The organism is Streptomyces sp. NPDC093149 (assembly GCF_044754145.1).
In the GTDB taxonomy this organism is placed as follows: Bacteria; Actinomycetota; Actinomycetes; order Streptomycetales; family Streptomycetaceae; genus Streptomyces.
The window spans coordinates 960837-985828 of record NZ_JBIVON010000001.1 but is presented as its reverse complement, the minus strand read 5'-3'; the positions used below and the strand labels follow the sequence as shown (position 1 = coordinate 985828).

The 24992-nt window shown below is 68.8% G+C and carries 16 protein-coding genes and 1 pseudogene; 8 read left to right on the top strand and 9 right to left on the bottom strand.

The annotated features are described in order from the left end of the window. Nucleotides 1-113: 113 nt before the first annotated feature. The gene (locus ACIQCZ_RS04665; protein WP_402279704.1) at nt 114-1745 is read right to left on the bottom strand and encodes an ABC transporter substrate-binding protein; all 1632 of its coding nucleotides are present in this window, start codon (nt 1743-1745) and stop codon (nt 114-116) included. Nucleotides 1746-2251: 506 nt separating this feature from the next. On the opposite strand from ACIQCZ_RS04665, the gene ACIQCZ_RS04660 reads away from it, so the two are divergent. From ACIQCZ_RS04660 to ACIQCZ_RS04640, 5 genes are all read left to right on the top strand, one after another. After that, nucleotides 2252-3280, top strand: a complete 1029-nt coding sequence (locus ACIQCZ_RS04660) for an ABC transporter permease (RefSeq protein WP_402279702.1) — start codon at nt 2252-2254, stop codon at nt 3278-3280. Nucleotides 3281-3355: 75 nt separating this feature from the next. Continuing rightward, complete coding sequence (locus ACIQCZ_RS04655) at nt 3356-5143, top strand: ABC transporter substrate-binding protein (protein ID WP_402279700.1); 1788 nt, start codon at nt 3356-3358, stop codon at nt 5141-5143. 92 nt (nt 5144-5235) lie between these two features. Then, nucleotides 5236-6216, top strand: a complete 981-nt coding sequence (locus ACIQCZ_RS04650) for an ABC transporter permease (RefSeq protein WP_402279697.1) — start codon at nt 5236-5238, stop codon at nt 6214-6216. 71 nt (nt 6217-6287) lie between these two features. Beyond that, nucleotides 6288-7253 (top strand): ABC transporter ATP-binding protein, encoded by a 966-nt coding sequence (locus tag ACIQCZ_RS04645; protein ID WP_402280221.1) that lies wholly within the window; start codon nt 6288-6290, stop codon nt 7251-7253. Between the two features lie 26 nt (nt 7254-7279). After that, complete coding sequence (locus ACIQCZ_RS04640) at nt 7280-8365, top strand: ABC transporter ATP-binding protein (RefSeq protein ID WP_402279694.1); 1086 nt, start codon at nt 7280-7282, stop codon at nt 8363-8365. Between the two features lie 328 nt (nt 8366-8693). Here the strand turns inward: ACIQCZ_RS04640 and ACIQCZ_RS04635 are convergent, their stop codons facing one another. The 7 genes from ACIQCZ_RS04635 to ACIQCZ_RS04605 form a co-directional block, all read right to left on the bottom strand. Further along, nucleotides 8694-9845: an ABC transporter ATP-binding protein gene (locus ACIQCZ_RS04635; protein ID WP_402279693.1), complete on the bottom strand. Its 1152-nt coding sequence runs from the start codon at nt 9843-9845 to the stop codon at nt 8694-8696. After that, nucleotides 9838-10896, bottom strand: coding sequence for an ABC transporter ATP-binding protein (locus ACIQCZ_RS04630; RefSeq protein WP_402279690.1), 1059 nt, complete (start codon nt 10894-10896; stop codon nt 9838-9840). The genes ACIQCZ_RS04635 and ACIQCZ_RS04630 overlap by 8 nt, the downstream gene beginning before the upstream one ends. A 14-nt stretch (nt 10897-10910) precedes the next feature. Then, nucleotides 10911-11876 carry an ABC transporter permease gene (locus tag ACIQCZ_RS04625; RefSeq protein ID WP_402279688.1) on the bottom strand — a complete coding sequence of 322 codons (966 nt, stop codon included), beginning with the start codon at nt 11874-11876 and terminating at the stop codon, nt 10911-10913. Beyond that, a complete protein-coding gene (locus ACIQCZ_RS04620) occupies nt 11869-12795 on the bottom strand; it encodes an ABC transporter permease (protein WP_376286485.1) in 927 nt (308 codons plus the stop codon). The genes ACIQCZ_RS04625 and ACIQCZ_RS04620 overlap by 8 nt, the downstream gene beginning before the upstream one ends. 144 nt (nt 12796-12939) lie before the next feature. Continuing rightward, nucleotides 12940-14583: an ABC transporter substrate-binding protein gene (locus ACIQCZ_RS04615; RefSeq protein ID WP_402279686.1), complete on the bottom strand. Its 1644-nt coding sequence runs from the start codon at nt 14581-14583 to the stop codon at nt 12940-12942. Between the two features lie 436 nt (nt 14584-15019). Further along, entirely contained in the window at nt 15020-16891 is a 1872-nt protein-coding gene (gene typA / locus ACIQCZ_RS04610) for a translational GTPase TypA (protein ID WP_402279683.1), read from the bottom strand. A 691-nt stretch (nt 16892-17582) separates the two neighbouring features. Next, on the bottom strand, nt 17583-20033 hold the full coding sequence (locus ACIQCZ_RS04605) for an ABC transporter family substrate-binding protein (protein WP_402279681.1): 2451 nt from the start codon (nt 20031-20033) through the stop codon (nt 17583-17585). 496 nt (nt 20034-20529) lie between these two features. On the opposite strand from ACIQCZ_RS04605, the gene ACIQCZ_RS04600 reads away from it, so the two are divergent. The 3 genes and pseudogenes from ACIQCZ_RS04600 to ACIQCZ_RS04590 form a co-directional block, all read left to right on the top strand. Continuing rightward, nucleotides 20530-23229, top strand: a complete 2700-nt coding sequence (locus ACIQCZ_RS04600; RefSeq protein WP_402279678.1) for a LuxR C-terminal-related transcriptional regulator — start codon at nt 20530-20532, stop codon at nt 23227-23229. Nucleotides 23230-23232: 3 nt separating this feature from the next. Further along, nucleotides 23233-24111 (top strand): alpha/beta fold hydrolase, encoded by an 879-nt coding sequence (locus tag ACIQCZ_RS04595; protein ID WP_402279676.1) that lies wholly within the window; start codon nt 23233-23235, stop codon nt 24109-24111. A gap of 85 nt (nt 24112-24196) precedes the next feature. Beyond that, nucleotides 24197-24430: pseudogene (locus tag ACIQCZ_RS04590) on the top strand (succinate dehydrogenase/fumarate reductase iron-sulfur subunit); the annotation flags it as partial. Nucleotides 24431-24435: 5 nt separating this feature from the next. Here ACIQCZ_RS04590 and ACIQCZ_RS04585 read toward each other — a convergent pair. Next, the gene (locus ACIQCZ_RS04585; RefSeq protein WP_376286158.1) at nt 24436-24987 is read right to left on the bottom strand and encodes an isochorismatase family protein; all 552 of its coding nucleotides are present in this window, start codon (nt 24985-24987) and stop codon (nt 24436-24438) included. Nucleotides 24988-24992: the final 5 nt, after the last annotated feature.

Here is a 24992-nt window from a genome sequence, read left to right as displayed (position 1 = left end):
GGCTCCGGGGGTCGCGGGGGTCGGAGGCTCGGGGCTGGGAAGTGACGCGTCGAGGGGATGGCGAGGCCGGGCGGGCGGCGCGTTCCCCGCGCCGGCCACCCGGCCTCGACGGGTCACTTGACCTTGATCTGCTCGTACACCGGGACGCTGAACTGGTTCAGCGACACATTGGTGACCCGGTCCGAGTAACCGGCGCTGCCGTTCTGGTACCAGAGCGGGATGACGGGCATCTGCGCCACCAGGACCCGCTCCGCGTCCTGGAAGGTCGAGACGGCCTTGGCCTTGTCGGACTCGGCGTTGGCCTTGTTGATGAGGCCGTCGAACTGCTTGTTGCTCCACTTGCCGTCGTTGGACGAGGCGTCGGTGTAGTACACCGGCTGCAGGAAGTTCTGGATGAGCGGGTAGTCCATCTGCCAGCCGGCCCGCCAGGCACCGGTCAGCTTCTGCTGGGAGACCTGGCTGCGGAAGTCGGCGAAGGTGCCGACGGGCCCGCCGACGCACGCATTGTTGTTGCCCATCACCTTGTTGATGCTGTTGCAGACGGCGTCGACCCACTCCTTGTGCGAGCCGGTGTCCGCGTTGTACGAGATCTTGAGCTGGCCGCCGGGGATGCCGCCGCCCTCCTGGATCAGCTTCTTGGCGTTCGCCGCGTCGTACTCGCAGGGCGCGCCGCACAGCCCCTTCTTGAAGCCGCCTGCCGCGCCGAGGACCGGGGAGGTCCAGTCGGAGGCGGGGGTGCGGGTCTTCTGGAAGATCTGGTCGGTGATCTGCTCACGGTTGATGGCCATCGACAGTCCCTGGCGGACCTTGATGCCGCCGGGGGTGTCCCACCTCTTGTCGTAGAAGGGGAAGGCGAGGGTCTGGATGATGCCCGCCGGGGTGTTGATGTACCGGTCGCCGAGGTCCGCCTTGACGTTCTTCAGCTGCGAGGCGGGCACATCGTCGACGAGGTCGAGGTTGCCGGCGGTCAGGTCGGTGTAGGCGGTGTTGTTGTCGGTGTAGACCTTGAGATCGATGCCACCGTTCTGCGCCTTGTCGGCCCCGGGGTACTTGTCCCACTTGCGCAGGCTCATCGACGAGCCCTTGGTGTACGTGTCGATGGTGTACGGGCCGTTGCCGATCGGCTTGGACAGCCAGGCGGCGTGGTCGGTGAAGAAGGCCTTGGGCAGCGGGGCGAAGGCCGGGTAGCCGAGGGTTTCGGGCCAGAGGGAGAACTTCTGCGACAGCTTGACCGTGAACGTCCTGTCGTCGACGAGCTTGAGGCCGGAGAGCGTGTTCGCCCTGGAACCGCCGGTGAGGGGGTGGACCTTGTCGTATCCGTCGATGTACCCGAAGAAGTAGGCGTTCTTCTGATTGTTCTTCAGCAGCGCCCCGTAGTTCCAGGCGTCCACGAAGGACTTCGCGGTGACCTTCTCGCCGTTGCTGAAGGTCCAGCCGTCCTTCACGGTGATCGTGAAGTTCTGGTTGTCCTTGGACTCGATCTTCTCGGCGAGCATGTCGATGGCCGCGCCGGTCTTCGGGTCGTACCTCTTGAGCCCCCGGAAGACCATGTCGAGGACCTTGCCGCCCTGCACCTCGTTGGTGTTCGCGGGTTCCAGCGGGTTCTGCGGGTCACCCCAGGAGGAACTCACGATTCCGTTGACCCCACCGCCGCCACCGCCGCCGCCCCCACCGCCACAGGCCGTCGCCGTCAGGGCGACGGCGACCGCGCATGCGGCCCACTTGGCCTGTGTGGCTCCGCGCATGGACTGCCTCCTCTTGGTGCTTCGTCTCACTTGGAGTCAAATATCACCGCATAAAGCGCATTGCGCATATTTTCTCCACCCATTCGGGCGCGAGGGAAGCGGTCCGAGTGGCGCGCGGGGACCGGATCCCGCAGGGATCGACTCCGCCGCCGCACAGCGACGCCCGACCGAACACCGCCCCGACGGACATCGGAGCGATAACGGCCCCGCATCGAATGCGCATCGACGAGGTACCCACCTGACCGGATGTACGAATTCCGAGACATCGCCGCCCGGATATCGAACTCATTGCCGGAATTGACCCCTTTGGCGGCGAACATTTCTTCGAAAATGAAGAAACGGAAGCAAGGATACGCCCATGTAAAGGTAATGGATTGGCCAAATCTCCAAAGAGCGGCTCAAGGGCGACAGACATTCATTGACCCTGCATGAATTGCGTTGAAAAAGTCCGGGTAGCCCGTAGGTGTGCCCTGCGGAGTCCTTCGACCCTCCGGGCCAGGAGCACCATGACGATTCCAACACCGCACGCAGCCACTCCCCTTGAGGTGGAGGACGCGAAGCCGCAGCAGGCACCGGACCCTTCGGCGCTCAAGGGCGGTGACGGCCGTTCACCGGGCAAACTGGCCTGGCGACGCTTCAAACGCGACCGTGCCGGCGTGATCTCGGCCTATGTGGTCATTTTCTTCTTCCTGGTGGCCATCTGCGCGCCGCTGATAGCCAAGCTGTACGGCAAGAATCCGTACACGACGTACGGCCAGGACCAGGACGGCCTGCTCAACGACTTCGGTTTTCCGATCAAGCCCAACGGCGGTATCAGCGGCGACTTCTGGTTCGGCATCGAACCGCAGCTCGGCCGCGACCTCTTCACCTTCCTCCTCTACGGCATACGCAACTCGCTGTTCATCGCGGGCGTGACGACGCTTCTGGTGACCGTCCTGGGCATCGTCATCGGCATCACCGCCGGGTACCTCGGAGGGAAGACCGACTACTTCATCGGCCGGGTCATCGACATCCTGCTGGCGTTCCCCTCGACGCTCTTCTTCATCGCGTTCTGGCCGGTGCTCATGTCGATCCTGGTCTCGCCCGAGGAGAACACGCCTACCTGGCTCGTCGTCACCAGTCTCATCCTGGTGATGACCGCGTTCGGCTGGGCGTCCATCGCGCGCCTGCTGCGCGGCGAGGTACTGGCCCTGCGCGAACGGGAGTTCGTCGAGGCGGCCAAGGTGACCGGCGCTTCCCCGACGCGGATCATCTTCAAGGAACTGCTGCCCAATCTGTGGACGCCGATCCTGATCCAGGCGACCCTCGCTCTCCCCATGTTCGTGACCGCGGAGGCCGGTCTCGCCTTCCTCGGTGTCGGACTGACGGCGAAGACGCCCGACTGGGGCGTGATGCTCCAACGCGGCGCCGACGTCTACCAGGACGACATCACCTTCATGCTCTTCCCGGGGGTGACGATGGTGGTCTTCGTCCTCGCCTTCAACCTCCTCGGGGACTCGGTCCGCGACGCTCTCGACCCGAAGACCAAGCGCTGACAGTTCCGCCCCGGCCCGGAGCGACGGGGCTCCGCCGGATCATTCGTCCCTCTTCATCGACCAGGGCAGGTTGCCATGTCTCTCTCCCGCAGAAACTTCGTCATAGCCACATCCGTCGCGGCGGGCGGCTCCTTCGTTCTCTCCGCGTGCAGCAGTGGTGACGCGGGCGGAGGCGGCGGCAAGGACACGCCGCACGCGGGCGCCACCGAGTACACCGGTGCCACCGTCAAGATCGGCACCAAGGAGGACTCGACCGGGCCCGCGCCGGAGGTCCCCGGCGCCAAGAAGGGCGGGACGATCTACGGCGTCTCCGAGGACGACTTCTCCCACCTCGACCCGCAGCGCATCTACTTCGCGTTCAACTCCAGCGGGGCGCTCATGTTCGCCCGTGGCCTCACCGGCTACAAGATCGACATGAAGGGTGCGATGACCCTGGTCGGCGACCTCGCCACCGACGTCGGCACCGCGTCCGCCGACAACAAGACCTGGACCTTCACGCTGAAGGACGGGCTCAAGTGGGAGGACGGCAGCGAGCTGACCGTCGAGGACGTCCGCCACGGCATCGAGCGCTCCTGGGCGCCGTTCATCACGGAGGGCGCCGCCTACGTCCAGCAGGCGCTCACCGGCAAGGGCGACTGGCGCAAGGGGTACGAGGGTCCGTACGGCGGCAAGCACCTGGACTCGATCGTCACCGACAAGGCGAAGAAGACGATCACCTTCAAGCTGGCGGAGGCCCGCCCGGACTTCAACTTCACGCTGGCCATGAGCTCCTACGCGGCCACGCCGGTGAAGCTGGACACCAAGGAGAAGTACGACAAGCAGCCCGTCTCCTGCGGCCCGTACATCGTCAAGCACCGCTCCATCGACAAGTCGATGACGCTGACGCGCAACAAGCACTGGGACCCGGCCACCGACCCGATCCGCAACGCCTACCCGGACAGCTTCGAGTTCGAGTTCGGCCCCACCTCGCTGGAGTCCGCGGACCGCTTCATCGCGGACCAGGGCAAGGACCAGCAGATGGTCTCCATCTACAAGTCCGTGCCGGCCGAGCGCATGCAGAAGGTGCTCACCGACCCGGAGCTGAAGAAGCGCACCTTCAACGGTCTGCTCACCGGCACGTACTACTACGCCATCAACTGCAAGCGCGTCACGGACCTCGAGGTGCGCAAGGCGCTCAACACCGCCTGGCCGCTGGAGCAGATCCGCAAGATCTACGGCGGTCCTTCCGCGGGCGACTACGCGACCACCATCCTCAGCCCCGACATCCTCGGCCGTGAGGAGTTCGACCTCTACGGCAAGCTGAAGGCGCCCCAGGGCGACGCGGAGGCGGCCAAGGCGATCCTCAAGAAGGCCGGGAAGCTCGGGCAGAAGGTCGTCTACAGCTACCCGCAGAGCCCGACCTACGACAAGACGGCCGTCGTCATCGAGAACGCGCTGAAGAAGGCCGGCTTCACGCCGGTCATCAAGCCCGTCGACTCGACGTCGTACTACGACCAGATCCAGCAGGTCGACAACAGCTTCGACGTCATGTGGTTCGGCTGGTCCCCGGACTGGCCCACCGCCTACACGATGATCCAGCCGCTCTTCGACAGCGCCTCGGTCGGCAACGGCCAGAACAACGTCTCCCAGGTGAAGGTCGACTGGATCGACGCCGCCATCAAGGAGAACGTCGTCATCGGCGACCAGAAGAAGGCCGGCGCGGCCTGGGCGGCGCTGGACAAGCGGATCATGGACGAGGTCGCCCCGATCATTCCGGAGACCTTCCAGCGGCGCTTCTACCTGTTCGGCTCCAAGGTCGGCGGCGCCATGATGGACCCGCAGTTCTCCGCGACGCTGCTCTACAAGACGTACGTCAAGGCCTGACGAACGGCCCCCGCGGGGACCGGGCGGCCCTCCACCAAAGGGCCGCCCGCTCCCCTCCTCCCTCTCGGCATCCGTCAGGAAAACCCACTGCCATGCTGCGCTTTCTTCTCCGCCGTATCGTCGGCGCCGCGGTCATCCTGCTGATCATCAGCGCCCTGGTCTTCGTCCTCTTCTACACCGCCCCGCGCGACCCCGCCCGGGTAGCCTGCGGCAAGGTCTGCACCCCCGAGACACTCGCGCTGGTACGGCACAACCTGGGGATAGCCGACCCGATTCCGGTGCAGTACTGGCATTGGCTGCAGGGGATCTTCGTCGGCCGCGAGTACCAGTCGTACGGGCACTGCCCCGCTCCCTGCCTGGGGTACTCGTTCATCAACCGCGAGCCGGTCTTCGGCACCATCGTCGACCGCTTCCCGACCACCCTCTCGCTCTCCGTCGGCAGCGCCGTCGTCTTCGTCATCTTCGGCGTCGGCACCGGCATGCTCGCCGCGGTCAAGCAGGGCAAGATGCTCGACAAGGTCGCGTCCTCCGCGTCGCTCGTCGCCTCCTCGCTGCAGATCTACATCGTCGGCGTGGTCGCCATGTACTTCCTCACCGACCAGTTGCACCTGCTGGACCGGCCGAGCTACACCCCGCTCAGCGAGAATCCGGGCGCCTGGTTCTCCGGACTCCTGCTGCCCTGGCTGGTCCTCTCGGTCATCTTCACGGCCAACTACACGCGTATGGCCCGGTCCCAGCTGGTGGAGTCGCTGAGCGAGGACTACGTGCGGACGGCGCGGGCCAAGGGCCTGTCCCGGCGGACCGTCTTCTTCAGATTCGCCTGGCGCGGGGCCATGGGCCCGATCGTCACCATCTTCGGCCTCGACCTCGGCGTCCTCCTCGGCGGCGCCATCATCACCGAGAAGACCTTCAGCCTCCAGGGCATCGGGGCGCTCTCGGTCAAGGCCGTCTCCACCAACGACCTGCCGACGCTCCTCGGCGTGATGATGGTGGCCGCCGTCGCGATCGTGGTCCTCAACATCGTCGTCGACGCCGTCTACGCCCTCATCGACCCACGCGTCCGCCTCGCCTAGGGAGAGATCCAGTGAGCACCCCCTTCCTCTCCGTACGCGATCTGCGCGTGCACTTCTCCACCGAAGACGGCATGGTCAAGGCCGTCGACGGGCTGTCCTTCGACGTCGAGCGCGGCAAGACCCTCGGCATCGTCGGCGAGTCGGGCTCCGGCAAGTCCGTCACCAACCTGACCATCCTCGGCCTGCACCACCCCGACCACACCGAGATCGAGGGCGAGATCCTGCTCGACGGCCAGGATCTGCTGGCCGCCTCGGAGCGGGAGCTGGAGCGGCTGCGCGGCAACAAGATGGCGATGATCTTCCAGGACGCGCTGGCCTCGCTCTCGCCGTACCACACCGTCGGCAAGCAGATCGCCGAGACGTTCCGCAAGCACACCGGCGCCTCCAAGCGGGACGCCAGGACGCGGGCCGTCGAGATGCTCACCAAGGTGGGCATCCCGCAGCCCGACCTGCGGGTGGACGACTATCCGCACCAGTTCTCCGGCGGTATGCGCCAGCGCGCGATGATCGCCATGGCACTGGTCTGCAACCCGGCGCTGCTGATCGCGGACGAACCGACGACCGCGCTGGACGTCACCGTGCAGGCCCAGATCATGGACCTGCTCAAGGATCTCCAGCAGGAGACCGGCACCTCGATCATCTTCATCACCCACGACCTCGGGGTCATCGCCGACATCGCCGACGACGTGCTGGTGATGTACGGCGGCCGGTGCGTGGAGCGCGGCACCAAGAAGGAGGTCCTGCGGGCGCCCCAGCACCCGTACACCTGGGGCCTGCTGGGATCCATGCCGAGCCTCGAAGGCCCGGTCGACGTACCGCTGTCGCCGATCCCCGGCTCGCCTCCGAGCCTCCTCAACCCGCCGTCCGGCTGCCGCTTCCACCCGCGGTGCTCCTTCACGGAGCAGGTCGGCGGCAAGCGCTGTGCGACCGACCAGCCGCCGCTGGAGCTGGTGGCCGGGCGCGGGGCCGCCTGTCACCTCACCGCGGAGCAGCGCACCGAGTTCTTCGCCGACTTCGCCGGCACCCGGCCCAACTGACGTACAAGAGACGGGACTTCCCTACGATGAGCAGCACAGATCCCCTCCTGGACGTCTCCGGACTCACCAAGCACTTCCCGATCAAGGGCGGCTTCCCCATCCGGCGGACGGTCGGCGCGGTGCAGGCCGTCGACGGGCTGGACTTCACCGTGCACGAGGGCGAGAGCCTGGGCCTGGTCGGCGAGTCCGGCTGCGGCAAGTCGACGACCGGCCGGCTGATCACCCGGCTCCTGGAGCCGACGGACGGCCGGATCTCCTACCGCGGGCGGGACATCACCCACGCCACGCGCAAGCAACTGGCGCCGGTCCGCTCCGAGATCCAGATGATCTTCCAGGACCCGTACGCCTCGCTGAACCCGCGGCAGACCGTCGGCAAGATCATCACGGCGCCGATGGAGATCAACGGCATCGACCCGGCCGGCGGCCGTGAGGCGCGGGTGCGGGAGCTGCTGGAGACCGTCGGCCTCAACCCGGAGCACTACAACCGCTTCCCGCACGAGTTCTCCGGCGGCCAGCGCCAGCGCATCGGGGTGGCCCGCGCCCTCGCCCTGGAGCCGAAGCTGATCGTGGCCGACGAGCCGGTCTCGGCGCTGGACGTCTCGATCCAGGCGCAGGTGGTGAACCTGCTGCAGAAGCTGCAGAAGGAACTCGGCATCGCGTTCCTCTTCATCGCCCACGACCTGGCCGTCGTGCGCCACTTCTCGCAGCGCGTGGCGGTCATGTACCTCGGCAGGATCGTGGAGATCGCCGATCGCGAGGACCTGTACGGCAACCCGCGTCACCCGTACACCAGGGCGCTGCTCTCCGCCGTGCCCGAGGCGACCGCCGACGAGGCACCGGCCCGTGAGCGCATCCGTCTGGTCGGCGACGTGCCCTCGCCGGTCAACCCGCCGTCGGGCTGCCGCTTCCGTACGCGGTGCTGGAAGGCGACGGACAAGTGCGCGAGCGAGACGCCGCCGCTGGTACGGGTGGAAGGCAGCCGGGAAGGCCATCTGACGGCCTGCCACTACCCCGAGGACTCCCAGGCCGTGCCGAGCGTCCCGAAGGCCCGTGAGGCCTCGCAGGGGCCGGAGGCCGACAAGGCCACCGACGACCCCGGAGCCGGGGCCTGACAGTCCACCGGCTCCGGCCCCGGGGCGCCGTCGCCGACACGGACCCGACCGGTCCGCGGACCGCGGGGCTCCCCCCGGCCCGAGGAACCGAGCCCGTGAGCCCCTTGACCCGAGCCACCCGCGAGCCCGGTTCCCGGACATACGGGAAGGGCGCCCGGAACCGACCGGTTCCGGGCGCCTCCGCCTCCGCGTCAGCGTCAGCGTCAGCGTCCGAACGGGCCGCCGGGCACGACGGTGCGCGCGGCCGCCGGGCACGGCTCAGGGCCCGGCACCTTGGCAGGTTCCGGGCCCTGAGTGTCACACGCTCCGTACTACGAAGCAGCGCGTCCTACGAAGCCGCGCCGACGACGTCCTTCTCCTCGGCGAAGTGGCATGCCGACTCGTGCGCGGCCGGCGTGTCCGAGCCCTTGAAGCGCTCGGGGATGGCCAGCAGCGGTATCTCCGTGGCGCACTTGTCCTGGGCCTTCCAGCAGCGCGTACGGAAACGGCAGCCCGACGGCGGGTTCGCCGGCGACGGGACGTCACCGGTGAGGATGATCCGCTCGCCGCGCTCGCGGGCCTCCGGGTCGGGGACCGGGACCGCCGACAGCAGCGCCTGGGTGTAGGGGTGCGTCGGGTGGTCGTAGATCTCCTCGTCGGTGCCGATCTCGGCCATCTTGCCGAGGTACATCACGCCGACCCGGTCGGAGATGTGCCGGACGATCGACAGGTCGTGCGCGATGAAGACGTAGGAGAGGTTGAACTCGTCCTGGAGCTTCTCCATCAGGTTGATGACCTGTGCCTGCACCGACACGTCGAGCGCGGAGACCGGCTCGTCGCAGATGATGATCTCCGGGTTGAGCGCGAGGCCGCGGGCGATGCCGATGCGCTGGCGCTGACCGCCGGAGAACTGGTGCGGATAGCGGTTGATGTACTCCGGGTTGAGACCCACGACGTCCAGCAGGTCCTGGACCTTGCGCCGCCGGTCGCCCTTCGGGGCCACCTCGGGGTGGATCTCGTACGGCTCGCCGATGATGTCACCGACCGTCATCCGCGGGTTCAGCGACGTGTACGGGTCCTGGAACACCATCTGGATGTTGCGGCGCACCGCCTTCAGGGCACGCCCCGACAGCCGGGTGATGTCCTGGCCCTTGTAGAAGACCTCGCCGGACGTGGCCGTCTCCAGCGTCATCAGCAGCCGCGCGACCGTGGACTTGCCACAGCCCGACTCGCCGACGATGCCGAGCGTCTCACCCTGGTAGAGGTCGAAGGAGACCCCGTCCACGGCCTTGACGGCGCCGATCTGGCGCTTGAAGAGGATGCCCTGGCTCAGCGGGAAGTGCTTGACCAGATTGCGCACCTGGAGGATCGGCTCACCGCGTTCCACCGGGGCCTCGATCGCCGCGACCGCCGCCGTCTCGTCGGCGGCCTCGACCTCCACGACGTCGGTGACGTTCGGGGTGCTGTCCAACGATCCGTCCGTCTTGTCGAGCTCAGCCATGGATCGTCTCCTTCCAGAAGTGGCAGGCGCTGCCGCGGCCGGGCAGTTCGCTGCCGTCCTGCTCGGAGACCGGCACCAGGGCCGGAATCTCCGTGCGGCAGATGTCCTCCGCCTTCGGGCACCTGGGGTTGAAGGCGCAGCCGGACGGAATCTTGAGCAGGTTGGGCGGCAGCCCCTTGATCGCGTAGAGCTCCTGGCCCTTCTGATCGAGGCGCGGGATCGAGTCGAGCAGACCCCGGGTGTACGGGTGCGCGGGCCGCTTGTAGAGCTCGTGCACCGGTGCCGTCTCGACGATCCGGCCCGCGTACATGACCGCGATCTTGTCCGCGACGTCGGCGACGACGCCGAGGTCGTGGGTGATCAGGATCAGACCCATGTTGAACTCGGTCTGAAGCTCCTTGAGCAGGTCCATGACCTGGGCCTGGACCGTCACGTCGAGCGCGGTGGTCGGCTCGTCCGCGATGATCAGGTCCGGCTCCAGCGCCAGCGCCATGGCGATCATGATGCGCTGGCGCATACCGCCGGAGAACTGGTGCGGATAGTCGTTGACCCGCTCCTTGGCGGCGGGGATCTTGACCCGCTCCATCAGCTCGATGGCCTTGAGCTTCGCCTGCTTCTTGGAGAGTCCCTGGTGGACACGGAACATCTCGCCGAGCTGGTAGCCGACCGAGAGCACGGGGTTGAGCGAGGAGAGCGCGTCCTGGAAGATCATCGCGATCTTCTGGCCACGGATCTTCCGCCGCTCCTCGTAGCCCATCGTGAGCATGTCCTGGCCGCGGTACAGGATCTGGCCCTGCGGGATCTTGCCGGGCGGCATGTCGAGAATGCCCATGATCGCCTGAGCGGTCACGGACTTGCCGGAGCCGGACTCACCGAGCACGGCCAGGGTCTCGCCCGCGTCGACGCTGTAGTTCACACCGTTGACGGCCTTGGCCACTCCGTCACGGGTGTGGAACTCCACGTGCAGGTCGCGCACTTCGAGGAGCGGGCTGTCGTCCGGTCCCCCGGCACGGGGCGCCGGGATGTCTGCTGTCTTGTCCATGATGGTCACGTCGTACGCCCTCCTCAGCGCAGCTTCGGGTCGAGGGCGTCGCGCACCGCGTCGCCGAGCATGATGAACGCGAAGACCGTGAGGCTGAGCATTCCTGCCGGGAACAGCAGCACATGCACGTTGTTACGGATCTCTTCGCTGCCCGACGCGATGTCGATGCCCCACGAGATGGTCGGGTCGGCGAGACCCAGGCCCAGGTAGGAGAGCGTCGCCTCGGCCGAGATGAAGCCACCGAGAGCGATGGTGGCGACCACGATGGTCGGTGCGAGGGCGTTGGGCAGAACATGGCGGAACAGCATCCGGCCGGTCCCCGCGCCGAGAGCGCGTGCCGCCGTCACGTAGTCCGCCTGCTTCGCGGTGATCACCGATGCACGCATCACACGGCAGATCGAGGTCCAGCCCAGGAAGGCGAGGGCCGCGATCACGACGTACACCTTGCGCTCGGAGAAGGCGTTCAGGACGACCATCGTGCCGAGCAGGAAGGGCAGACCGAAGAAGATGTCCGTGATGCGGGAGATGATCGCGTCGAGCCAGCCGCCGAAGTAGCCGGCGAGCAGACCCAGCAGACCACCGATGATGGTGATCGCCACGGTGACGCCGACGCCGACGAGGATCGAGGCGCGGGTTCCGTAGATCACCCGGGCGTAGATCGAGCGGCCCTGAACGTCGTAACCGAACCAGTCCGCCTGGAAGAGGTGCCCGAGCTCGGGCTTCGTCAGGTAGTGGTGCGTCAGGTCGCCGGCCCGCGGGTCGGCGCCGGTGAACAGACCGGGGACGATCGCGATCACCAGCAGCAGGGTCAGCAGGCTCGCCGACACCCAGAACATGGGGCGGTGGCGCAGGTCGAACCAGGCATCACCCCACAGGCCGCGAGGCTTGCCGGTGGATTCCCTGACGGGACTCTCCGCGTCCGCCGCCGCAGACGCGACCGCGTCCACTCCGGCGTCGTTGATGCTCTGGTCCTTGGTCACGTCAGGCATACCGGATCCTCGGGTCCAGGACCGCGTACAGCAGGTCGACAATCAGGTTGATCACGAGAATGATCAGAACGAATACGGTGACGACACCGACGATGGTGGAACCTTCACGCTGCTGGAGCGCCCGGTAGAGAAGGTTGCCGACACCCTGGACATTGAAGATGCCCTCGGTGACGACCGCGCCGCCGATGAACCCGCCGACGTCCGTACCGAGGAACGTGACCACCGGGATGAGCGAGTTGCGCAGCAGGTGCACCCCGACGATGCGACGTCGCGGCAGCCCCTTCGCGAGCGCCGTGCGCATGTAGTCCGCGCGCAGGTTCTCGGCGAAGGTCGTACGCGTCAGTCGGGCGACGTATGCCATGGAGAGCATGGCCAGGACGAAGCCCGGCAGGAACAACTGCGTGATGTCCATCGAGTCTTCGACGTTCGGCGCGACCCAGTGGAGTGTGTCCGCGAAGACGAACCGGGCCACATAGCCGAGGATGAACACGGGGATCGAGATGACGACCAGGGTGAAGATCAGCACGCCGGTGTCCGGCGCCTTGCCCGCCTTCAGTCCGGCCCACGCGCCGAGGCTGAGACCCACGATCATCTCGATGACCATCGCGACGATCGTGAGACGGATCGTGACGGGGAAGGCCCTCGTCATCTCGTCCCAGACCGGACGGCCGCCGAAGGTCTCGCCGAAGTCCAGCTGGAACAGGTCCTTCATGTAGTTGATGTACTGCATGGGAAGGGACTGGTCCAGCCCGAACTTGTGACGCAGCTCCGCGACCTGTGCGGGGTCCGCGGCCTTGTCGCCCCACATCGCCCGGATGGGATCACCGGGAAGGATGTGGACCATAAGGAAAATCAACAGAGTAGTCCCGATGAAAACCGGGATCATCTGGAGCAGTCGCCTAGCGACGTAACGCCCCATCATGCCTCCATGCCGTGAGGGGTCGGCGATGGCCTACACATGGTCTCCACCGCGGGGTTGTGGGGGGAGGTTGCCGGGCCAACGCCCGCGAGCCGGTGCCGCCATCCGTTCCGGAGGGCGGCACCGGCCGGCAGGTCCCGAAACTTACTTCTTCGACTTCACCTGAACGTCGGTGAAGATGGGGTCGCCGTCCTGACCGTAAACGATCTTGCCGAACACGTTCTTCGACTGGCCGGAGTTGACCTTGTAGAACCACAGCGGGATCGCCGGCATGTCCTTCGCCAGGAGCTGCTCCGCCTCCTGGTACATCTTCACGGTCTCGTCAAGGGTCTTCGCCTTGTCAGCCTTGGAGGTGAGCTCGTCGAAGGCCTTGTTCGAGTAGCCACTGGTGTTACCGGCGGCCGTCGTGCCGTACAGGTCGCGCATGAAGTTCGAGTTGACGGGGTAGTCGAGCACCCAGCCACCGCGGTACATGGACTTGACCTTCTTGCCGTCACGGGCGTTCAGGTCGGTCGCGAAGTCCGGCTTGGAGTCGCCGACGCACTCGACATTGGTGGCCTGGCGGATGCTGTTGCAGACCGCGTCGACCCACGCCTTGTGCGGCTGGTCGGCGTTGTACTGGATCGAGATCTTGTTGCCCGGGACACCGCCACCCTCGGTGATGAGGGCCTTGGCCTTGGCCGGGTCGTACTTCACGATGTCGCCGAGGGCGCCGGCCTTGTAGCCGAGCACACCGCGGGCGACGTACGAGTCGGCCGGGGTACGGGTGCCGTTGAGGACGGTCTTCGTGATCGTGTCACGGTCGATCGCCATCGACAGGCCCTGGATGACCTTGGGGTTGATGTTCTTGAACTGCTTGGTGTAGAACGCCGGGACGATCGACTGGACCGCGGAGTACTCCTGGTCGATCGCACGGTCGCCGAGGTCCTGCTTGTAGTTCTTCAGCGCGGTCACGGGGACCTGCTCGATCCAGTCGAGCTGGTCCGAGCGCAGGGCCGAGTAGGCGGCCTCGGCGGTGGTGTAGTTCTTGAAGTCGATGCCACCGTTCTTGGCCTTGTTCGGGCCCTGGTAACCGTCGAACTTCCGAACCTTGATCATCTTGTTGTGGTCCCACGAGACGAACTTGTAGGGACCGTTGCCGATCGGGTGCTGACCGGCGGCCTTCGGGTCCTTGAAGAAGGACTCGGGCAGCGGCGCCCAGACGTCGTAGCCCAGCTTGTACGCGAAGTACGAGACCGGACCGCTGAGGGAAATCGTGAAGGTGTTGTCGTCAACGACCTTCAGACCTTCCATCTCGGTCTTCTTCGGGTCACCCTTGTCCGGGTGGACATCGGAGTAGCCCTTGATGTCCTGGAACCAGCTGGAGTTGGTCTGGTTGTTCTTGACGTTGGCGGACCAGTTCCAGGAGTCCACGTAGGACTTGGCGGTGACCGTGGTGCCGTCGTGGAACTTCCAGCCCGGCTTGAGCTTGACGGTCCACACGGACGAGTCGGCGTTGGGCGTCACGGACTCGGCGTTGATGTACGTGAGCTTGCCGGTGCCGGGCTCGTAGCTGACGAGGCCGGAGAAGATGGCGCCCAGGACACGGCTGCCCTGGCTCTCCTTGGCGTTCGCCGGCTGCAGCGGGTTCTGCGGCTCGCTGAGCTGGGCGGTCAGGATCCCGTTCGGGTCCGCCTTGCCCGAGTTCATGCTGCTGTCGCTGCCCTTGTCGCTACCACCACAGGCGGTCGCGGCCAGGGCGATGACGGCCGCTCCCGCGACCCACTTGGCGCTCTTGGCACCACGCATGGGTTTCCTCCTCATGAGTCCACTTTTGACTACAAGAAGGGCACTGGAGTGATACACCGACACCCCTGACGGTGATCGTTTCAGTGCCCTGAGTGTGCTCGTGAGTCGGCACTCCCCACAGTGCGTGACCCATTGACCCGAGCTCAATGGAGCCAACTATTGAGTACGAGCGGGCCATAAACCACACTTAAAGGGTCTCGGTTTGACAACATCAGCGGGGCACCGTTGACCGAAATCCGGACAAAGCGATCCCAGACAGACACGCCCGAAACGGACCGTTAACACATGTTCCGGAGAGCGACGCTCGATAACCGGACACCTCGGGCAGGAAATCGAGTTGACGAAAAGACCGGGCCCCCACAGTGTCTGCGGGGGCCCGGGTCTCATGTCAATGGCTCGAACGGCTCTTGCCGAGGAGCCGTCGGCCTGTGCGGCGTCAGCGCTTGGCGCGGGACGCGGCGCGGCCGCGCTCCTTCTGGTCCAGGACGACCTTGCGGATGCGGACCGTCTCCGGAGTCACCTCGATGCACTCGTCCTCGCGGCAGAACTCCAGGGACTGCTCCAGGGAGAGCTTGCGGGCCGGGACCACGTTCTCCGTGGTGTCCGCGGAAGCCGCACGCATGTTGGTGAGCTTCTTCTCCTTGGTGATGTTCACGTCCATGTCGTCGGCGCGGGAGTTCTCGCCGATGATCATGCCCTCGTAGACCTCGGTGCCGGCCTCGGTGAAGATGACACCGCGCTCCTGGAGGTTGACCATCGCGAACGGCGTCACGGAGCCCGCGCGGTCGGCGACCAGGGAGCCGTTGTGACGGGTGCGCAGCTCGCCGAACCACGGCTCGTGGCCCTCGAAGATGGAGTGCGCGATGCCCGTGCCGCGGGTCTGGGTCAGGAACTCCGTACGGAAGCCGATGAGGCCGCGGGACGGAACGATCCACTCCATGCGGACCCAGCCCGAACCGTGGTTCGTCATCGTCTCCATACGGCCCTTGCGGGTCGCCATCAGCTGGGTGATCGCGCCGAGGTGCTCCTCGGGGGAGTCGATCGTCATGCGCTCGATCGGCTCGTGCGTCTTGCCGTCGACCTGCTTGGTGACGACCTCCGGCTTGCCGACCGTGAGCTCGAAGCCCTCACGGCGCATCTGCTCGACGAGGATGGCCAGGGCGAGCTCACCGCGGCCCTGGACCTCCCAGGCGTCCGGGCGCTCGGTGTCCAGGACGCGGAGCGAGACGTTACCGATCAGCTCGCGGTCGAGGCGGTCCTTCACCTGGCGGGCGGTGACCTTGTGGCCCTTGCCGCCCTTGCCGACGAGCGGCGAGGTGTTCGTGCCGATGGTCATCGAGATGGCCGGCTCGTCGACCGTGATCAGCGGCAGCGCGACCGGGTTCTCGGGGTCGGCCAGGGTCTCGCCGATCATGATGTCCGGGATGCCCGCGATGGCGCAGATGTCGCCGGGGCCCGCCTTCTCGGCCGGCTTTCGGGTGAGCGCCTCGGTCATCAGTAGCTCGGTGATGCGGACGTTGGACATCGTGCCGTCGCGCTTGATCCAGGTGACGGTCTGGCCCTTGCGCAGCTCGCCCTGCTCGACGCGGCAGAGCGCGATACGGCCGAGGAAGTTGTCGGCGTCCAGGTTGGTGACGTGGGCCTGCAGCGGGGCCTCGTCGTCGTACTCCGGGGCCGGGACGTGCGACAGGATCGTGGAGAAGAACGGCTCCAGGTTGTCGCTGTCCTGCGGGACGGTGCCGTCCTCGGGCTTGGTCAGCGAGGCCACGCCGTCACGGGCGCAGGCGTAGACGATCGGGAACTCGATCTGGTCCTCGTCCGCGTCCAGGTCCAGGAACAGGTCGTACGTCTCGTCGACGACCTCGGCGATCCGGGAGTCGGGGCGGTCCGTCTTGTTGATGCAGAGGATGACCGGCATCTTCGCGGCGAGCGCCTTGCGCAGCACGAAACGGGTCTGCGGAAGCGGGCCCTCGGAGGCGTCGACGAGCAGCACGACCGCGTCCACCATCGACAGACCGCGCTCGACCTCGCCGCCGAAGTCGGCGTGGCCGGGGGTGTCGATGATGTTGATCGTGATCGGGTCCCCGCCGTCCTTGGGGTGATACTTCACCGCCGTGTTCTTGGCGAGGATCGTGATGCCCTTCTCACGCTCCAGGTCGTTCGAGTCCATCATGCGTTCGTCGAGGTTCTCGGCGGCGTGCGCGGCGAAGGCGCCGGCCTGCCTGAGCATGGCGTCGACCAGGGTGGTCTTGCCGTGGTCGACGTGGGCGACGATGGCTACGTTACGGATGTCGTGGCGCGTGGGCATGGGTGGCTAGCGCTTCTCTCGGGTCGTGGGATCAGGCGTCTCAGTCGGTCTCGGGTCCTCGTACGCCCGCCGGGCGGACGCGCCACGGCTACCCACCATGGTACGGGGCTGGCGCCGTGGCGGCTTCCCGGGCGATTCCCGCCGGCCTCGGGACGGGCGCACGGCCGCGCGGGCGCGGGCTCGCGTGCCTGCGCGACGGCTCGTCGCGGTCGGGCATCGTGCCGCCCGGACCGCCCCATGTCCTCGCACGCCCGGCGGCCGGCTCCGGGTCGGCCCGGTGCGCTCCGCCCGGCCGTCGTCGAACCGGCCGTCCGCGGGCTCTCGCCGGTGATTCCGTCGCGGCGCACGGGCACTCGCACCCGGCCCCCGCACGGCAGCGAGGGCCGGGTGCGACGTGTCCGCCGCATGTTTCCGCCCCCGTGGTCATGTCTTCCGGCGAATTTCACCGGTGGCGGGACCACGGCCGCGGGAACGGGGACGGCGGACACGGGGCGTGCGCGACTTCGGAGGTGGGGCTCCGAAGCGGCGGCTCCGAGACGTGCCCCGGAGCCGGGGCTCCGGGGTGGGGGCTCGGAGGTGGGGGGAGTGAGCGGCCACCCGGGTCAGCGGGCAGGCACGACCTTGCCCGCCGGGGAGCCCGGCGGGCAAGGGACTTGAGCCAGTTCTGAGCTTCCGATTCGTTTCTGACCTGCTACTTCTTCTTGTTCGCCGGGGCTCCGGCGGCCTGCGGCTTCTTGAACCCGATGTCCTGGTAGCGGGGTGCCCCGAACCCGAAGGCGCCGACGTTCGCCAGCTTTCTGTTCGTCGCGACGAGCTGCGGACGCTGATAGAGAGGAATCGATCCTGCCGCGGCCCAGATCCGGGCGTCCGCCTGCTTCATCAGGTCCTGGGCGGCGCCCTCGTCGAGCTCCGACGCCGCCCGGTCGAAGAGCTGGTCGATGTGGTCCGTACCGACGCGGGTGTAGTTCTGCTCGACCAGCAGCGAGCCGTCGGTGGCGGGCACCGGCTTGGCGAAGATCGGGCGGTCGTCGGTGGCCGGGTAGGCGGTGGCCGGCCAGGAGTACAGCGCGAGGTCGTAGTCGCCGGAGGCGATGTGGTCCTTGAAGTAGCTGTCGTCGGAGACCTTGGTGATCGACGTGCCGATGCCGATCGAGTCGAGCATCGCGGAGATCCTCTGCCCGACCGCGCGCAGCGGCTCCGATCCCGGACCCGACGGCAGGACGAAGCGCAGGGTCAGCGGCTTGCCGTCCTTGCCGAGCGGGCCGCGGCGCGCCTCGGCGGCGTGGGCGGGGGCCGCGGTGCCCGCGGGGGCGTACGCACCGGTGGCGCCGCCCGGCCGCTGGTCCTGGGCGGTGACCTCGGAGACGGCGTCCTCGGAGGTGCCGGGCCCGGCCAGGTGTCCGGCCTGGCGCAGCAGAGCGGCGCTGTGGATCGCGGCGGCGGGCGCGGGAGCGAGGACCTGGCGGGCGTTCCGCGCTCCGTCACCGGGCTTGTCGTCGTCGCCCACGACGTACAGGCGGTCGTCGGCGGCGGGCTCACGCCGGTGGGCGGCGTTGCCGGCCTTGCCGTCGTCGCTCCCGGTGCCGGGGGCGACGGTGCCGGGGGCGACGGTGCCGGGCTTGTCGTCGCCGCCCCCGGTGCCGGGCTTGCCGCCGGGCGGGCCGGCCTTCTCGGGGGCGGTCGGCTTGTCGTCCTTCCCGGCGGTGGCCTCCTTGTCCTTGGTGCCCTTCTTCCCGGCCTCGCTGCCCGCCTTGGTGCCGTCCGGCTTCTTGACCGCACCCTCCCGCGTCCAGCCCGCATCGGCGAGCAGTGCCCGCGCCTCCTCGGTGTCCTGGCCGCCGAGCGCGCCGCTGCCGTCCTTGTACCCGGGCTGTCCGGCCAGGGCCAGGTGGCTGCCGAGCGGCGCGGCGGGCAGGCCGAGCGGTTTGAGCACGGTGTCGACGAGCTCCTGGCGGTTCAGGGCGCGGGCGACCGCCCGGCGCACCCGGTCGTCGGCCAGCGGCCCGGACTCGCCGTTCAGCGCGAGCTGGGTGTACGCGGGCTCCAGCGACTTGCGGACCACGTAGGAGCGCAGCTTGCCCTGCTCGGCGGTGTACGCCTCGGCCGCCGCCCTGGCCTTCTCCCTCGCCGCCTGCGCCGCAGCCGCCTCCTCCTCGTTCGAGCCGTGCGCCACGGCCCAGGAGCGCAGTGCGGCGGCCGGGCCGTCCGCGGAGCCGGGGCCCTGGGCGAGCGGCTGCCCGTTCGCGCCGCCGTCGCGGCCCGCCTGCGCGATCCGGTGCGCCGCGGCGGCGTCCACATCGGCGACGTCGACCTTCCCCTCGGTCAGCGCCTGGGCGCGGTCCTGCGGCTTGACGGCCCGGAAGACCAGCTTGTCGAGCTTGGCGGCCCCGCCCCACCAGCGCGGATTGCGGACCAGGGTGACCTCTGCGGCCTTCGTGTCCACGCCGCCCAGCCGGAACGGTCCGGCTGTGGCCTTGAGGGTGGTCCGTGCGCCGTCGTTGAAGGAGTTCGGGGAGCCGGTCACCTCCTTCGGGTACAGCGGGGAGAAGAGCGAGCGCCAGTCCGCGTACGGCTTGGCGAAGGTGACCCGGACCTCCTGGTCGTCGGCGCCCCGCTCGATCTTCTCGATCCGCTCGTAGCCGGCGTTGCGGGCGGTCCAGTACGCCGAGTCCTTGCCGCTCAGCGCCCGCCACTGGGCGACGAAGTCGGGCGCGCCGATGTCCCGTCCGTCGCTCCACACCGCCTGCTGGTCGAGCCGGTAGAGCACCACCTGTCTGGGCTCGCGCTCGACCACCTTCGCGGACTCCAGATAGTCCGGATTCAGCTGCGGCCTGCCCTTGGCGTCCAGGGGGAACAGTGTCGGCAGCAGAGCGCCGGTGATCCGGGTGGTGGCGCTGTCGGCGTCGGCCTGGAAGGCGTTGAGGGTGGTGGGCATGGTGTCGATCGCCCAGTTGACCGTGCCCCCCTGGGCGACCAGGTCCCGGCCCGCGACCGCGATGTCCTGGGGGACGACGGCACCCGTCGTGCCGCCGTCGTCGGAGCTGCAGCCCGCCAGCACGGGGAGCGTCAGCACGCCCGTCGTGAGGAGCGCGAGCGAGCGGCGCTTTCGGGCCGTCCCCCGCGGGACGCCGACGTGGGACATGGCTGATACCTCCGGGGCCGGACCGGCCCACCCGCACCGGAATGGGCTGGATTGTGCATTCTTGGTGTCATATGCAGCTGATCACACTGGTTTCGTTTGTCCACTGAAGGCGCCCCCGCGCGAGCGGCGGCGCAGACACGGCGCAGCGGCCCGCAACCTCACCCGGGCGGCGCAACGCCGAGCGGGACCGGGAAGGCCCGCACTCCTCACCGCACGGGTGTGACGCCCGCCGCCCTCAGGCGCAGGAACATGGCCGCCCACGAGTGCGGAAGTGGGAGCAAGTCATGTCGCTGAAATCGGAATTGACGGCCGTTCAGCGCTGCCTCGGCGATCTTGTCCGCACCGCCGAGGACCGGCTGGAGCGGAGCATCGCGCGGCCGTGCGGGACGCGGGCCGGACCGGCGCCGCTCCCGGTCGCCGAGCACGGCGAACTTCTCGACGTGCCCTGCCTGACGGAGAACCGGGGCAGCGCGGAGGTCTCCTACAGTAAGTGTTTGTGCTTTACGGAAGATCCGCGGAAATCAGCGCACTGGACGAGGTGATCGCGCGGGCTCGCGAAGGCTTCGGCGGCGCGGTGGTGTTGCGGGGTGAGGCAGGCGCGGGCAAGACGGCCCTTCTCGACGCGGCGGCCGGGCGGGGCGGGGCGATGCGCGTGCTGCGGACCACCGGCGTCGAGGCCGAGTCCGACCTGGCGTTCGCGGCGCTGCACCAGCTGCTGTGGCCGGTGACCGGCTCGCTGGACGCGCTTCCCGTACCGCAGCGCGACGCCGTGCGCGCTGCATTGGGGCTTGCCGTCGGGACTGACGGCGATCGGTACTTGCTGGGCGCAGGCGTGCTGTCGTTGCTGGCCGAGGCCGCCGCTCCGGACGGTTTGCTCTGCGTGGTCGACGACTTCCAGTGGACCGACCGGGCCTCGGCCGACGCACTGCTGTTCGCCGCCAGACGGCTGGGGACGGAGAAGATCGCGATGCTGTTCGCCGTGCGCGGGGACGCTCCGGTCAAGGGCGTGCCCCTGGCGGTGGAGGTGCGTGGCCTGCCCGCAGCAGCAGCGGCCGAGATGCTGGAGTCAGGCTGGGGTGTGCCGCCCGGTGTGGTGCGGGAACTCGTCGCACTGACCCGCGCGAACCCGCTCGCCCTGGGCGAGATCGCCGCCCGCCTGACACCGGCGCAGCTCGCGGGGCGCGAACCGCTGCCCGACCCGCTTCCCGGTGGTGTCCGGCTGTTCGGCGAGCGGGTGGCCGCGTTGTCCGCCTCTGCCCGGCGGCTCGCCCTGGTCGCCGCGGTGGAGGCCGACCTCGCCCTGGTTCTGCGCGCCACCGACCGGTTGTCCGCCGAGGAAACGGTAGGGCCCGCGGAGAACGCGGGGGCCGGGACGGGGCGGACGGCGCCGACCGAGCTGGAGGAGTCCGGACTCGCGGAGTTCTCGGGCGGGCGTGTGCGCTTTTGTCATCCGCTCATCCGGTCGGCGGTGTACGAGGCGGCCACCGCCACGGAGATCCGCCGGGCGCACGCCGTGCTGGCGGAGCTGGCCGAGGGTGACCGCCGCGCCTGGCACCTGGCCGGAGCCGCGATGGGACGGGACGAGCGGGTCGCTGCCGAACTGGTGACCGCCGCGGAGCGGGCGCGTGACCGTGGTGGGTACGGTACCGCCGCCACCGCCCTGGCCAGGGCCGCCGAGCTGACGCCCGAGCCGCATGCCCGTGCCGCCCGTCTGAAGGACGCCGCCGTCGTGGCCTGGCTCGGCGGCCGCCCGGGGCAGGCGGAGTCGCTGCTGGCCGAGGCCCGCGACCTGGCCGACGCCGATGCCGGCCTCACCATGGAGATCGCCCAGTTGCGAGGCCGGTTCGAGCTGAACTCGGGCAACGCCGCCGAGGCCGTGCGGATCCTGGCGGCGGGCGACAGCCTGGACATGCTGGCCGATGCTGTGGAGGCTGCCTCGTACGTCGGTGACAGGGTGGCTGTCGTCGAACTCGGGCGGAGGGCGGCAGCGCACCCCGAGGGTTTCTTGCGGGACACGGTGGCCGGGATCGGCCTGACACTCGACGGCGACGCCGCCGGGCCGGTCCTGTTGCGGCGGGCGCTGAAGCGGGTCGGCGAGCTGGGGGAGGCTGCGGAGTATCTGTGGGCGGCGGCCGCAGCCGGCCAGCTGGGCGAGTCGGATCTGGCGGCCGAGATGGCCGAGCGGGCCGGACGGGTGGCCAGGGTGTCGGGGATGACCGGGCAGTTGCCCGTCGTGCTGGAGTTCGTCGCGACGGCCGAGCGCATGGCGGGTCGGCTGGACCTCAGCCAGGCCGTCTCCGAGGAGGGCCTGGAACTGGCCCGCGAGGCCGGCTACGGGAACACGGTGGCCGCGCACCTGGCCAACCTGGCGGTGCTGGCGGCGCTGCGCGGCGAGGTGGAGACGTGCGAACGGCGGGCCCGCGAGGCGCTGGCCATCGCCGTGCCGCATCGGGTGGGTTTGCGGGCGGGGGTCGCCGCGTACGCGCTGGCACTGCTCGACCTGTGCCTGGGGCGCTACGTGGCGGCGCATGACCGCTTCACGGCCCTCGCCGCCGCGGGACCGGGTGTCGGGCATCCCGCCGTGGTGGGGCGGATGGCGCCGGATCGCGTGGAGGCCGCCGTGGGCGCGGGCGACGAGGTGGGCGCGCGGGCGGTGCTGGAGGCGTACGAGCGGTGGTCCGCGCACGCCGCGACGCCCGAGTCGCACGCCCTGCTGGCCCGTTGCCGGGGCCTGGCCGAGTCGTCCGAGGACGCCTTCGGCGAGGCGTTGCGGCTGCACACCAACCCGTTCGAGGCGGCCAGGACGGCTCTGCTGCTGGGTGAGCGCCTGCGCCGCGCGCAGCGGCCCGGCGAGGCGCGGGCGCATCTGCGGATGGCGTGGGAGACGTTCGAGCGGGCGGGCGCGGGACCGTGGGCGAGGCGCGCGCAGGATGAGCTGCGGGCGGCGGGCGAGAGCGGGCAGGCCGCACCCTCGGCCGTGCTCGACGCGCTGACCCCGCAGGAGCTGCGTATCGCGGGCCTGGTCGCCGACGGGTTGTCGAGCAAGCAGATCGCTGCCCAGCTGTTCCTGAGCCCGCGCACGGTCGAGTACCACCTGTACAAGATCTATCCGAAGCTCGGCATCGGCTCCCGCACGGAACTGGCGCGACTAGTAGTTCTACAGAAGGCGCCCGTAACGGAAGCGGACATGCTCTGAGGCATGCATGAAGTGAACATCTGGAGTGAAGAGTTCGGCGCCGTGACGGACGCACCGATCCTGTTGATCATGGGTTCGATGTCGCAGGGCGTCCTGTGGCCGGACGAGTTCGCCGGCCGCCTTGTCGCCGGGGGCCGCCGGGTGATCCGGTACGACCACCGTGACACCGGTATGTCGGGCACCGTCGACTTCGCGGCGGAGCCGTACACGTGGGGCGACATCAAGAACGACGTGTACCGCGTGATGGACGCCCACGGCCTGGAGAGCGCGCACCTGGTCTGCCACTCGGCGGGCGGGCTGCTGGGCCAGTTCGTCGCGGTGGAGCGGCCGGAGCGGGTGCGCTCACTGACCGTTATCGGCTCCTCGCCGCTGGGCGGCGGCGAAGGCCAGGTGATCATGCGGGCTCTGACGGGGCAGCCGCAGCCCGAGGGGAGTCTGCCCGAGCCGGAGCCGGAGTTCACGGGCTTCTACCGTGCACTCATGGCCGCCCCGGCGCCGGAGGACCGGCGCGCCCGGATCGACGGCATGATCGCCGAGCAGCGCGTGCTGCACGGCACCGGGCTGCCGTTCGACGAGGACGCGGCGCGTCGGCTGCAGGAACGGATCCACGACCGGGCCCGCGACCTGTCGGCGGTGGCCAACCACCGGCTGGCCGCGGTGGCCGAGCCGAACTTCGAGCCGGTGGGCGTGCTGCACCGGGTGAAGGCGCCCACGCTGGTCATCGAGGGCAGCCACGAGCCTGCCAAGCCGGGCCACAGCGCGATCATCGCCGAGCAGATCCCGGGGGCGCGGCTGATGATCGTGGCGGGCATGGGGCACACCCTGCCGCCGGAGGTGCACGAGGAACTGGCCGCCGCCGTCCTCGCACACACGGCTGGGTGATGCCATCCGCATCGAACCGGCCCACGCGCGCTGTCGGTGCTCGAGCCCGAGAAGGACCGGCTGCGCGAGCGCGTCGCCGAGGCCGGACACGCGCCCCCTGGACGCCGTCGCCGAGGCCGGACCCGACCGGACGGCGACGGCCCAGGTGGAACACGGGCTGAGGTACTGCGACATCACGGAGTGCTGCGCGCAGGTGTGCCCCGAGCACATCGAATTCACCGACGACGCACTGATCCCGCTGAAGGAACGGGCCGTGGACCGGAGGTACGGCCCGCTGGTGCGGCCGGGGAACAGGATCCGGCGACGGGAGACTCCCTGATCCCCTCAGCCGAGCAGCTTGACGATCGCCTCGGTGCTGTCCGTCTCACCGAGGCGCGGGAAGATCTTCTCGACGGCGTTGCGGTGGGCGTCGCCGTCCATGTCGGTCACCGCGTCCGTGGCGACGGTGACGTGGTAGCCGTGCTCGTACGCGCAGCGGGCGGTGGACTCGACGCCGATGCTGGTCGCCACGCCGGTCACCACGACCTGGGTGACGCCCCGGCGGCGCAGCTGGAGGTCGAGGTCGGTGCCGTAGAAGGCGCCCCACTGCTGCTTGGTGACGACGATGTCGCCCTCGCGCGGGCCGAGCTCGGGGATGATCTCGGCCCAGTCGGCGGGGAGCGTTCCGGAGTGACTGGGCGTCTCGGTGCGGCCGGGGGCGCCGCCGGTGACGCGGACCAGGACGACCGGGAGGCCCTTGGCGCGGAAGGCGTCGGCGAGGGTCGCGGAGTTCGCGACGATGTCGGCGGCGGGGTGGACGGTGGGCAGTGCGACGATGCCCTTCTGCAGGTCGACGACGACCAGGGCGGTCTTCGGGTCCAGGGTGGTGGCGGTCACGGTGG